This is a genomic window from Aliivibrio sp. S3MY1, assembly GCF_028765575.1.
In the GTDB taxonomy this organism is placed as follows: Bacteria; Pseudomonadota; Gammaproteobacteria; order Enterobacterales; family Vibrionaceae; genus Aliivibrio.
On record NZ_JARACO010000007.1, the window covers coordinates 47,650 to 60,530 of the forward strand.

Sequence of the window (12,881 nt, forward strand, 5' to 3'; positions counted from 1 at the left end):
GGAAATGGATATGAGTATTTTTGACCACTATCAAGCCCGTTATGAAGCGGCAAAAGATGAAGAGATTTCACTGCAAGATTTCTTGTCCTTATGTAGTAATGACAAAAGTGCTTATGCCAATGCAGCAGAAAGACTTCTCATGGCTATTGGGGAACCGGAAGTTATCGACACTGCTCTTGACCCTCAACTTAGCCGTATATTTTCCAACCGAGTGATCTCTCGCTATGAGACATTTAAAGACTTCTACGGTATGGAAGAGCCTATTGAACAGATTATTTCTTACCTAAAACATGCAGCTCAAGGTCTCGAAGAGCGTAAACAAGTGCTTTACCTATTAGGCCCAGTAGGTGGCGGTAAATCATCATTAGCAGAAAAGCTAAAAAGCTTAATGCAAAAATTACCTATTTATATTCTAAGCGCGAATGGCGAAAAAAGTCCCGTCAATGACCATCCCTTCTGTTTATTTGACGTAACAGAAGATGGCGAACTGCTAAAAAAAGAATATGGTATTGAGCCTCGTAACCTTCGTTCAATAATGTCTCCCTGGGCTGCAAAGCGGTTAAATGAGTTTGGTGGTGATATCACTAAATTTAAAGTCATTAAAGTTCATCCCTCAATTCTTGACCAGATCGGGATAGCCAAAACCGAACCCGGTGATGAGAACAACCAAGATATTTCATCATTAGTTGGGAAGGTCGATATTCGTCAGTTAGAGCATTTTGCCCAAGATGATCCCGATGCTTACAGCTATTCAGGATCACTCTGTAAAGCCAATCAAGGCTTAATGGAATTTGTAGAGATGTTCAAAGCCCCAATTAAAGTACTCCACCCTCTTCTAACTGCAACCCAAGAAGGTAACTTTAATGGTACAGAAGGCTTATCCGCCCTACCATTTGATGGCATGATTTTGGCTCACTCAAATGAATCAGAATGGCAAACGTTCAGAAATAACAAAAACAATGAGGCCTTTCTAGATAGGGTATACATAGTTAAAGTTCCTTATTGTTTACGCGTATCAGAAGAAGTAAAAATCTACCAAAAGCTATTGGAACACAGTGATCTATTCCATGCGCCTTGCTCTCCAAGTACCTTAGATATTTTGGCTCAATTCTCGATACTTTCGCGCCTAAAAGATCCTGAGAATTCATCTCTGTTCTCAAAAATGCGCGTTTATGATGGAGAAACACTCAAAGACACCGATCCAAAAGCCAAAAGCTATCAAGAATATCGTGATTTTGCAGGAGTTGATGAAGGCATGTCAGGGCTTTCAACACGATTTGCCTTTAAAATCCTATCTCGTGTATTTAACTTTGACCAAACCGAAGTTGCCGCCAACCCTGTTCATCTGTTCTATGTAATTGAACAACAGATCGAACGAGAACAATTTGCTCAAGATATTGCTGATAAATATACCGAATTCGTCAAAGGCTTCTTAGTCCCTAAATATGTCGAATTCATTGGAAAAGAAATCCAAACCGCTTATTTAGAGTCGTATTCAGAGTATGGTCAAAATATCTTTGACCGCTATGTCACCTATGCCGACTTTTGGATTCAAGATCAAGAATATAGAGATCCAGAAACCGGACAATTGTTTGATCGCTCAGCCCTCAATGATGAATTAGAAAAAATTGAAAAAACCGCAGGGATAAGTAACCCGAAAGATTTTCGAAATGAAATTGTTAACTTTGTTCTCAGAGCGAAAGCCAATAACAATGGCCAAAATCCAAATTGGACGAGTTACGAAAAACTTCGAGTGGTTATCGAGAAAAAAATGTTCTCCAATACTGAAGATTTACTTCCAGTGATCTCCTTCAATGGAAAAACCTCAACTGACGATCAGAAAAAACACGATAACTTCGTTGCTCGCATGATGGAAAAAGGCTACACCAAAAAGCAAGTTCGTCTATTAGCAGAATGGTATTTACGTGTTCGAAAATCTTCATAAGTAAACAACAGGACGTTGCAGCCCATAATCAATTATGGGCTGATCCAGTAACATTTTGATTGAATTACTGTCTATATAAGTAGGCAGAATACTTTATCAAGGTGGTATGAATTAGGAGGGCAATATTATGGCTCAATTTATTGACCGAAGGTTGAATGGCAAAAAGAAAAGCACCGTCAACAGACAGCGCTTTATTCGTCGCCATAAAGATCAAATTAAACGTGCAGTCTCTGATGCCGTAAATCAACGTTCAGTCACTAATACTGAGGGTGGTGAAAGCATTTCGATTCCAAAAGGAGACATTTCCGAGCCTGTTTTTCATCAAGGCCAAGGCGGGATTCGCGAGCGCGTTCTTCCCGGTAATGATCAATTCATCAAAGGCGATAAAATTGACCGTCCACAAGGGGGGGCTGGTGGTTCAGGCGCAGGAGACGCGAGTGCTGATGGTGAGGGAGAAGATGAATTTAGCTTTCAGATCTCAAAAGATGAGTATTTAGACATTCTATTTGAAGAGCTTGAGCTTCCTAACTTAGAAAAAAATCAAGTCCAAAAAATCACCGAATGGGAAACCCACCGAGCGGGCTATCAAACGGCAGGGATCCCATCCAATATTGATATCGTTCGCTCATTACAACAATCACTGGCTCGCCGAACCGCCATGACAGCAGGCAAAAAACGCTTACTGAGCGAGCTTGAGCTAGAATTAGAACAGATCAAAAACAGTGAACCCGCTCACCCACTTGCTGTTCGTAAAATGAAAGAAGAAATAGAAGAGCTACGAGAAAAAATTAAACACGTCCCTTACATTGATTCTTTCGATCTACGTTATAAAAACTACGAACGCACCCCTATTCCATCAAGTCAGGCTGTCATGTTTTGTTTAATGGATGTCTCAGGCTCAATGGACCAAGCAACCAAAGACATAGCAAAACGCTTTTATGTTTTACTTTATCTATTTCTTACTCGCACTTATGAAAATGTCGAAGTCGTTTTTATTCGCCACCACACTCAAGCAAAAGAGGTCAACGAACACGACTTTTTCTATTCTCAAGAAACCGGCGGAACCATGGTTTCTAGTGCCCTAAGATTAATGAAAGAAGTGATCGCTGAGCGATTTCCGGTTAATGAATGGAACATCTATGCCGCTCAAGCGTCTGATGGCGATAACTGGGCAGATGATTCACCAAAATGTAAAGAGTTACTCACGGCTTCAATTCTTCCATATTGCCAGTACTACTCTTACATTGAAATAACCAAACGTCACCACCAAACATTATGGACTGAGTACGAAAAGCTAGCACAAGGATTTGATAACTTTGCGATGAAAAACATTCGTTCGCTTGAGGATATCTACCCTATTTTCAGAGAGTTATTTAAAAAACAGCTGGCTTAGGAGGCAAGGATGAAGAACAAAAAAATGCTACCTGATGGGCCAGATTGGACCTTTCAAATGCTAGAGCAATATCATGTTGAGATAAAAAAGGTCGCAGAATTTTATCGCCTAGAGACTTATCCCAACCAGATTGAGATTATTACCGCAGAGCAAATGATGGATGCTTATTCTAGTGTTGGTATGCCGATTAACTACCACCACTGGTCTTTTGGTAAAAAATTCATTCAAACAGAACAAAACTACAAACATGGCCAAATGGGATTGGCCTATGAAATAGTGATCAACTCCTCACCATGTATTGCTTATTTAATGGAAGAAAACACCATCACAATGCAAGCCTTAGTCATGGCTCACGCCTGCTATGGGCATAATTCTTTTTTTAAAGGTAATTATCTATTTCAAACATGGACAGATGCGAGTTCAATTGTCGATTATTTACTTTTTGCTCAACAATACCTTACTCAATGTGAAGAAAAGTATGGGGTTGATGAAGTGGAAAAGATCCTCGATTCTTGCCATGCCTTAATGAACTATGGGGTAGACAGGTATAAACGCCCAGAGAAAATCTCAATCGCAGAAGAGAAAATCCGCCAAGAAGACAGAGAAGCCTATCTTCAATCTCAAGTGAATGACCTATGGCGAACCGTGCCAAAAGCGAAAGAAGAAAATAGTGAAGAAAAAATACGTTTTCCCTCTGAGCCTCAAGAAAACATTCTTTATTTTATAGAAAAACACGCACCATTATTAGAGTCATGGCAACGAGAAGTAGTTCGAATTGTCAGAAAAATCAGCCAATATTTTTACCCACAAAAACAAACTCAAGTCATGAATGAGGGCTGGGCGACATTTTGGCATTACACCATCTTAAATCACCTTTATGATGAAGGCCTAGTATCAGAAAAGTTTATTCTAGAGTTCTTACATAGCCATACTAATGTGGTTGCTCAACCTAGTTACAACAGCCCTTATTATAATGGGATAAATCCTTATGCTCTTGGCTTTGCCATGTTCCAAGATATTCGCAGGATATGTGAAGAACCCACCGAGGAAGACAAAGAGTGGTTTCCTGATTTAGCTGGCAGTGATTGGCTCGATGCCGTCCACTTTGCCATGCATAACTTCAAAGATGAGAGTTTTATTAGCCAATACTTATCGCCTAAACTCATACGTGAATTTAAGTTATTTTCTATTTTAGATAATGATAAAAATAAACATATTGAAGTTAATGCAATTCACGATGAAACAGGTTATCGGGAAATAAGAGAAAAGCTAGCAGCTCAGTATAACTTAAGTAATCTTGAACCTAATATTCAAGTATGGAATGTCGATGTTCGAGGAGACCGATCGTTAATACTTCGCCATATTCCACATAACCGCATTCCTTTAGATAAAGGTCATGAAGAAGTGATGAAACACCTTCATCGTCTATGGGGGTTTGATGTGATTCTTGAAGAGGTTATTTCATTTAATCGAGCAGAGATTATCTCTTCTTGCCCAAAGCGTAATTATTACAATACCAGTATTTAATACCAATCGTAGTAAATAACTAGTCGCCCTAGCGGTTAAATAGAAAAAGCCTTGAGATATCGCAACCTCAAGGCTTTATTTTATCTAACGACGATTATAAGTAATCGATGAATTATAGTGATGCTAATGCTGCATTTAATGTAGCACTAGGACGCATTTCTTTCACAGCAAGCTCAACAACAGGCTGGAAGTAACCGCCCACATCCCCTGCTACGCCTTGCGCTGCATTTAGTTCATCAACAATCTTAGTTTCATTAGACGTTAATGTTTCAGCTAAAGAACCAAAATAAGCTTGAAGCTCTGCATCTTTTGTTTGTACGGTAAGCTCTTGAGCCCAGTACATTGCAAGATAGAAGTGACTCCCACGGTTATCTAGCTCACCGACACGACGTGATGGTGATTTATTTGTTTCAAGGAACTTAGAGGTTGCGGCATCTAATGTATCTGCAAGGATTTGTGCTTTTGCATTACCTGTTGTCACACTTAAGTGCTCAAATGAAGCAGCCAGCGCTAAGAACTCACCTAAAGAATCCCAACGTAAATGGTTTTCTTTTTCGAATTGTTGTACGTGTTTTGGCGCTGAACCACCCGCGCCAGTTTCAAACAGACCACCACCATTCATAAGAGGAACAATTGACAGCATTTTTGCTGACGTACCAAGCTCTAGAATTGGGAATAAATCCGTTAGGTAATCGCGCAGTACATTACCCGTTACAGAGATAGTATCTTCACCTTTAATAATACGCGCTAACGTATATTCAGTGGCTTCAACAGGCGATAGGATTTTAATATCAAGACCTGCTGTATCGTGTTCAACAAGGTAAGTATTTACCTTTTTAATCAACTCAGCATCATGAGCACGATTTGCATCCAGCCAGAAAATAGCAGGAGTACCCGTTGCACGAGCACGGTTCACGGCTAATTTGACCCAATCTTGAATTGGAGCATCTTTTGCCTGACACATACGCCAGATATCGCCTTCACCAACAGAATGCTCAATTAGCGCTGAACCTGCTTCATCAATCACTCGTACTGTACCTGCTTGAGGTAGAATGAACGTCTTGTCATGAGAACCATATTCTTCTGCTTTTTGAGCCATCAAACCTACGTTTGGTACAGACCCCATTGTTGTTGGATCAAAGGCACCATTTGCTTTACAGAATTCAATCACTGATTGATAAACACCCGCATAACAACGATCTGGGATCATCGCTTTCGTGTCTTTTAGTTGACCATCAGGTCCCCACATACGGCCAGAAGTACGTAGTGCAGCAGGCATAGATGCATCGATAATCACATCACTTGGCACGTGAAGGTTTGTAATGCCGCGATCTGAATCAACCATAGCAAGTTCAGGTTGGTATTCATAAACAGCCGCAAGATCAGCTTCAATCGCTGCTTTTTCAGCGTCTGGCAATGAGGCGATTTTAGTGTAAACATCACCGATACCATTGTTTGCATCAACACCTAGCTTTTCAAAGGTTGCTGCATGTTTTGCAAACACTTCTTTATAGAACACTTTTACAGCATGACCAAAAATAACAGGATCTGATACTTTCATCATGGTTGCTTTCATATGCAAAGAAAGCAGGACATCTTCTTCTTTCGCTTTTTTGATTTCAGTGTCAAAAAACTCAACTAACGCTTTCTTGCTCAGACAAGAGGCATCAATGATCTCTTTATCTTTCAGTGCCAAACCTTCTTTAAGAACCGTCACAACACCATTGTTAGCAACAAATTCAATACTCACATTTGTTGCACCATCAATCGTTACTGATTGTTCACTTGAGTAAAAATCGCCTTCACTCATGCTTGCAACGTGTGATTTAGAATCAGCAGACCAAGCCCCCATTGAGTGTGGATTATTACGAGCGTATTGCTTAACCGCACCAGGCGCACGGCGATCAGAGTTACCCTCACGAAGAACAGGGTTTACTGCTGAGCCTTTAATCTTGTCGTAAACCGCTTTAACGGCTTTTTCTTCGTCTGTTTTTGCTTCTTCTGGGTAGTTAGGTAGAGCGTAACCTTTTGCTTGAAGCTCTTTAATTACCGCATGAAGCTGAGGAATTGACGCACTGATATTTGGAAGTTTAATGATATTGGCTTCTGGCGTTTTTGCTAGTTCGCCAAGCTCTGCTAATGCATCACTAATGCGTTGTTCTTCTGTTAAGTATTCTGGAAAGTTTGCAATTACACGACCAGCAAGTGAGATATCACGTGTATCAACGTCAATATTTGATGACGCTGCAAATGCTTGAATAATTGGAAGAAGTGAATGCGTCGCCAGTGCTGGCGCTTCATCAGTGATAGTATAAATAATCTTAGATTTTTGCGTTGTCATTTAATTTCCCTATTTAATCCACAAAACCCGTAACAAAACGTATAATAGGCTTTGTAATTTACCGACTTTATTTTTATTAGTCTCTTGTTTCACGCGCGTACTATAGCGAAAAGCGGCGAACTTTAAAACTAAACACCACAAAAGCTTTACAATTTTGCAAGGTAGTTAACATGACATTCAAGCGTTCCCCTAATTGGAAAAAACCAGCCTTTAAGAAAAAAACGGCTCAAAAACCACGCCCTGCACCAAAAGATCGTAAAGTCCTTATCTTTAATAAACCTTTTGATGTATTGAGTCAATTTACTGATGACCAACATCGCCAGACGCTCGCAGATTTTATTTCAGTAAAAGATGTTTATGCCGCAGGTCGCCTTGATCGTGATAGCGAAGGGTTATTAATATTGACCAATGATGGTGTCCTGCAAGCGCGATTAACTCAGCCTGAATCGAAATCACCAAAAACCTATTGGGTACAAGTTGAAGGCGCGCCAACCGAAGAAGATTTAGAAAAACTTCGTCAAGGCGTCGAGTTAAAAGATGGCATGACACTGCCAGCAAAAGTAGAAATGATGGCAGAACCTAATTTATGGGAGCGTAATCCTCCGGTTCGATTCCGAGCTGCCATTCCAACGACTTGGATTGCGATAACGATTATTGAAGGCCGTAATCGTCAAGTTAGACGCATGACAGCACATATTGGTTTCCCAACGTTACGTTTAATTCGTTACTCAATGGGCGATTGGACTATAAAAGATGTCCCTCACGGTGAATGGAAAGAAGTCACTCTATAATCACAACAATAAGAGATGTAAACATTAAGTTAAAAAGCGCTACACGTTTAGTGCTTTTTCGCTTAGACTCAAGAAAAGACGATAACGTTATAAGGAATAAAAATGAATGTAATCATTAAGGTAGCAGGGATTGCTAGCGTACTATTATTATCTGCCTGTGCTCCAGCAGATAGAGCAGATATAAACTCTACTGAACTGACTAACGAGCATTATAAGAACCAAGAAAAACAACAACAAAACTGCATGTTAACAGGTGAAATTGGCTGTGCTGACTAAGTAAGCTAATCTCAAAATAACGTATTTAGACCAATTAAAAAGGCCTGATAGAATCACTACTATCAGGCCTTAATTTCAACATCAAAAAGACAGTTTACTGCCCTTTAGTATTGAGTTTATTCATCACCAATAAAGCTCATATCTGGTAATGATTCTAAGTTTTCTTTATAACGCTTTTGATTAAATTCTGCGCCATTCTTCATCACATCAAAGACTTCAACAGCCAACGCGCACGCCATCATTTCAATCGCATCTTCGCGTGGGTTACCCGTCATTACCAAACGCATTAATGTCTCTTTTACTGCAACTGGGCTGCCATCTTCAATTTGATTTTTTACGGTCTCAATCAATGTTTCTTCAGTCATGAAATCGTCTTGTTGATCTGTCATCTTACTTCTCACTCAATAATTTCGCCTACTATGCCATAAATGCAAAGAAAGAGGCGCAAATTATTTAGCATTGAACATTTTCTTACCTGTTTTATCTTGATCGGACCAAATACTTCAGTAGCCGCATTATAGTTAGGAAGCAATACATCAGGCGCGTTACCCTTAGTAAAACATTGGGCAGCAACCGCAAGAGCATTACAAGTTGATACGGGAAATTTACATCGTTGAGCAAAACGCTTAAATCTTAAGGAATAGATCCAAAAAAATCATTTTTATTTCGCAGATATAATTATGTGATTTTGCTCTCGGATCTGTCCTGAGGATATTCTTTCTGTTAGAATCTGCCTCAAGTTTTATTAGTGGTGTTAAAGAATGTCAGACAACAGCCAAAAGAAAGTCATCGTCGGTATGTCCGGTGGTGTAGATTCTTCAGTATCAGCCTACCTACTTCAGCAACAAGGATACCAAGTTGAAGGTCTTTTCATGAAAAACTGGGAAGAAGATGACAACGAGGAATATTGTACTGCTGCCGAAGATTTAGCCGATGCACAAGCGGTGTGTGACAAATTAGGTATTCACCTTCACACCATTAACTTTGCGGCAGAATATTGGGATAACGTTTTTGAATATTTCTTAGAGGAATACAAAGCGGGCCGTACGCCAAACCCTGATATTCTATGTAATAAAGAAATCAAATTTAAGGCTTTCTTAGAATTTGCTGATGAAGTGCTAGATGCAGATTTCATTGCTATGGGTCACTACGTTCGTCGTACTTTCCCAACCGCAGAAGAAATCGCAAATGGTGCAAAACCACAAATGCTTCGTGGTTTAGATTCAAACAAAGATCAAAGTTACTTCCTATACACATTAAGCTCAGAGCAAGTTGCTCGTAGTTTATTCCCTGTTGGTGAGCTTGAAAAACCAGAAGTGCGCCGTATTGCTGAAGAGCAAGATTTGATCACAGCGAAGAAAAAAGATTCAACGGGTATCTGCTTTATCGGTGAGCGTAAATTCACTGAATTCTTAGGCAAATACCTACCAGCGCAACCTGGTAATATCGAAACCCCTGAAGGTAAAGTGATTGGTCAACACCAAGGTTTGATGTACCACACTCTAGGCCAACGTAAAGGATTACACATCGGTGGTTCTAAAGGCGGCGGCGGTAACGAAGACCCATGGTTCGTTGGTGAAAAAGATTTAAAACGTAATGTGTTAATTGCCGTTCAAGGTAAAGATCACCCATTACTAAAATCTCAAGGCTTATTAGCTTCTCAACTGCACTGGGTTGATCGCACTCCGATTAAAGCCCCATTAAGCTGTACGGTGAAAACACGTTACCGTCAAACTGATATCCCTTGTACCATCATCCCTATTGATGATGACAACATTAAAGTGATTTTTGATGAAGCACAAATTGCAGTGACTCCTGGTCAATCTGCTGTTTTCTACTCAGGTGAAATTTGCCTAGGTGGCGGTATCATCGAAGAGCGTATTTAAGGAGTTCCAAGCGTGGCTAACACTTTATTTGACAGAACCATTGCATTTGCTGGCATTTGCCAAGCGGCAAGCTTAGTACAAAAAGTGGCGAAAGATGGGCACTGTGATCAAGCTGCGTTTGATACTGCTATTCAATCAATATTAGAAATCAATCCAAGTAACACGCTTGCTGTATATGGCAATGAAGCCAACTTGCGTATTGGTTTAGAATGTCTGGTTCGAGATTTTGACAATACCCCTTCAGGCAGTGAATTAACTCGCTACTTGATCAGTTTGATGGCGCTAGAGCGCAAACTTGCAGGCCATCGCGATGGTATGAGTAAGCTTGGGGAACGCATTAGCACGATTGAGCGTCAACTTGAACATTTTGATATTCACGATGAACAAATGCTTAGCAACATTGCCAGCATTTATTTAGATGTGATCAGCCCTATGGGCCCTCGCATCCAAGTGACTGGAACACCATCAATCTTACAACAACCAATGACACAGCATAAAGTACGCTCCCTGTTACTTTCAGGTATTCGTTCAGCAGTGCTATGGCGCCAAACGGGTGGCAAACGTCGCCATTTAATTTTTGGTCGTAAGAAAATGGTAGAACAAGCAAAAATTATTTTAGCTCGAATTTAAAAAATTAAAGCCTACTTGAGTCTCAGGTAGGCTTTATCCTTTAACCTTTATAGATATCTAGGAGATCCACATGGAATTGTCAGCATTAACTGCTGTTTCACCTGTAGATGGTCGCTACGGAAGTAAAACAATTTCTCTACGCAGCATCTTTAGTGAGTACGGCTTACTAAAGTACCGCACTATTGTTGAAGTTCGTTGGCTTCAAAAACTAGCGGCTACGCAATCGATTGCGGAAGTGGCTACATTGAGCGCAGAAGCGAATCAATTCTTAGATAACATCGCCGCTAACTTCAGCGAAGAAGATGCTATGCGTATCAAAGAAATTGAGCGCACTACTAACCACGATGTTAAAGCTGTTGAATATTTCCTTAAAGAAAAAGTGGCTGAACTTCCTGAGCTTCACGCAATTAATGAGTTCATCCACTTTGCATGTACTTCAGAAGACATCAACAACACCTCTCACGCTCTAATGCTTAAAGAAGCACGTGATACTGTGATCCTTCCTGAAATCCGTAACGTTATCGATGCAATCAAAGCATTAGCGAACGAATATCGTGATGTTCCTCTTCTTTCTCGTACACACGGCCAGCCTGCTTCTCCATCTACGATGGGTAAAGAAATGGCTAACGTTGCGTACCGTATGGAACGTCAATACAAGCAAATCGCAAACGTTGAGATCCTAGCGAAAATCAACGGCGCTGTAGGTAACTATAACGCTCACCTTTCTGCTTACCCTGATGTTGATTGGCATGCATTTAGCGAAGAGTTCATCACTGAATCTCTAGGCGTTAACTGGAACCCGTACACAACTCAAATCGAACCGCATGACTACATTGCTGAGCTATTTGATGCGATTGCACGTTTCAACACTATCCTTCTTGATTTTGACCGTGACGTTTGGGGCTACATTGCTCTTGGTCACTTCAAACAAAAAACGATTGCAGGCGAAATTGGCTCTTCAACAATGCCGCATAAAGTTAACCCAATCGATTTTGAAAACTCGGAAGGTAACCTGGGTCTTGCTAACGCTATCTTTAGCCACCTAGCACAAAAACTGCCTGTATCTCGCTGGCAGCGTGACCTGACTGACTCAACGGTTCTTCGTAACCTAGGTGTTGGTTGTGGCTACGCTATCATTGCATACACATCGACTCTAAAAGGCATTAGCAAATTAGAGATCAACCGTGCGGCACTTGAAGCTGAGCTAGATAAAAACTGGGAAGTTCTTGCAGAACCTGTACAAACCGTTATGCGTCGTTACGGCATCGAAAAGCCATACGAGAAACTAAAAGAACTGACTCGTGGTAAGCGTATCGACGGCGAAGGCATGCGTGCATTCATCGATGGTTTAGAAATCCCTGCAGATGAGAAAGTTCGTCTAAAAGAGATGACACCAGCAAACTACATCGGTCAAGCTATCGAGCTAACTGACAAGCTGTAATCTTTACGGTTATTTTTAACCAGACAGATAACAAGCATTAAAAAGCCCTGTATCAAACGCCTTTAAAGCGTACTGTTGCAGGGCTTTTTTATTCATCATGTATTCATTCGGAATTACATCACGCACTCTTGCATTTCTTTTGCGCCTTCAACCCCTTTCTCAATTAAGCTTTGCGCTTCTTGATTCGAGATCGTCGACATCACTTTATCCAATAACTTCTCTGCACTAGATTCTGATGACGCTTCCACTAAACAACTGTACGCGTTAGCAATATGCTCTTGAATTTCTACCAGTGCTTCAGGGTTACTGTAATCCGCGTTTAGCGCTTCATCAATTGACTCTGCAAACTCAGATACCGAGCTGGCTGCATCATCAAATTGTTCAATATTAATCGCATCTAGATCTATTGACTCTAGCTTTTCCTGAGCCATATCTACCGCCTTATTTGCCGCCTCTTGTGCTTTATCAATTGCTTCACTTGCATCATCACAACCCATTAAAGCCACAGAAAACAACAAAGGTACTAACAGTTTTTTGTTCATTTTTTCTCTCTATAAGTATTACGAATATCATCACACCAGAACAATAAAAAACAAATTAACATAAGCTAGTTATGATTGCACAGGCACAAAGAAAGCAGTGTAAACCAAC

General features: G+C 40.5%; 11 protein-coding genes. 8 read left to right on the forward strand and 3 right to left on the reverse strand.

The features are described from left to right. Nucleotides 1–10 precede the first annotated feature (10 nt). From PVK62_RS06540 to PVK62_RS06550, 3 genes are all read left to right on the forward strand, one after another. The gene (locus tag PVK62_RS06540; RefSeq protein ID WP_274443481.1) at nt 11–1,945 is read left to right on the forward strand and encodes a PrkA family serine protein kinase; all 1,935 of its coding nucleotides are present in this window, start codon (nt 11–13) and stop codon (nt 1,943–1,945) included. A 127-nt stretch (nt 1,946–2,072) separates the two neighbouring features. After that, nucleotides 2,073–3,338, forward strand: coding sequence for a YeaH/YhbH family protein (locus tag PVK62_RS06545; RefSeq protein WP_274443482.1), 1,266 nt, complete (start codon nt 2,073–2,075; stop codon nt 3,336–3,338). 9 nt (nt 3,339–3,347) lie between these two features. Continuing rightward, nucleotides 3,348–4,865: a SpoVR family protein gene (locus PVK62_RS06550; protein WP_274443483.1), complete on the forward strand. Its 1,518-nt coding sequence runs from the start codon at nt 3,348–3,350 to the stop codon at nt 4,863–4,865. A 112-nt stretch (nt 4,866–4,977) separates the two neighbouring features. On the opposite strand, the gene PVK62_RS06555 is transcribed toward PVK62_RS06550, so the two are convergent. Beyond that, nucleotides 4,978–7,206, reverse strand: a complete 2,229-nt coding sequence (locus PVK62_RS06555; protein ID WP_274443485.1) for an NADP-dependent isocitrate dehydrogenase — start codon at nt 7,204–7,206, stop codon at nt 4,978–4,980. A gap of 170 nt (nt 7,207–7,376) precedes the next feature. Here PVK62_RS06555 and PVK62_RS06560 point away from each other — a divergent pair, with 170 nt between their 5' ends. Further along, nucleotides 7,377–7,997, forward strand: a complete 621-nt coding sequence (locus PVK62_RS06560; protein ID WP_274443486.1) for a pseudouridine synthase — start codon at nt 7,377–7,379, stop codon at nt 7,995–7,997. 102 nt (nt 7,998–8,099) lie between these two features. Beyond that, the gene (locus PVK62_RS06565) at nt 8,100–8,273 is read left to right on the forward strand and encodes a hypothetical protein (RefSeq protein ID WP_099047738.1); all 174 of its coding nucleotides are present in this window, start codon (nt 8,100–8,102) and stop codon (nt 8,271–8,273) included. A 116-nt stretch (nt 8,274–8,389) separates the two neighbouring features. On the opposite strand, the gene PVK62_RS06570 is transcribed toward PVK62_RS06565, so the two are convergent. Continuing rightward, nucleotides 8,390–8,662, reverse strand: a complete 273-nt coding sequence (locus tag PVK62_RS06570; RefSeq protein ID WP_274443488.1) for a hypothetical protein — start codon at nt 8,660–8,662, stop codon at nt 8,390–8,392. Nucleotides 8,663–9,034: 372 nt separating this feature from the next. Here PVK62_RS06570 and mnmA point away from each other — a divergent pair, with 372 nt between their 5' ends. The 3 genes from mnmA (at nt 9,035) to purB (ending at nt 12,230) form a co-directional block, all read left to right on the forward strand. Further along, nucleotides 9,035–10,159 (forward strand): tRNA 2-thiouridine(34) synthase MnmA, encoded by a 1,125-nt coding sequence (gene mnmA, locus PVK62_RS06575; RefSeq protein ID WP_274443490.1) that lies wholly within the window; start codon nt 9,035–9,037, stop codon nt 10,157–10,159. A 12-nt stretch (nt 10,160–10,171) separates the two neighbouring features. Next, nucleotides 10,172–10,789: a high frequency lysogenization protein HflD gene (hflD, locus tag PVK62_RS06580; RefSeq protein ID WP_274443492.1), complete on the forward strand. Its 618-nt coding sequence runs from the start codon at nt 10,172–10,174 to the stop codon at nt 10,787–10,789. A 70-nt stretch (nt 10,790–10,859) separates the two neighbouring features. Beyond that, a complete protein-coding gene (purB, locus tag PVK62_RS06585; protein WP_274443493.1) occupies nt 10,860–12,230 on the forward strand; it encodes an adenylosuccinate lyase in 1,371 nt (456 codons plus the stop codon). Between the two features lie 113 nt (nt 12,231–12,343). Here purB and PVK62_RS06590 read toward each other — a convergent pair whose 3' ends face one another. Then, a complete protein-coding gene (locus PVK62_RS06590; protein ID WP_274443495.1) occupies nt 12,344–12,772 on the reverse strand; it encodes a hypothetical protein in 429 nt (142 codons plus the stop codon). Nucleotides 12,773–12,881 lie beyond the last annotated feature (109 nt).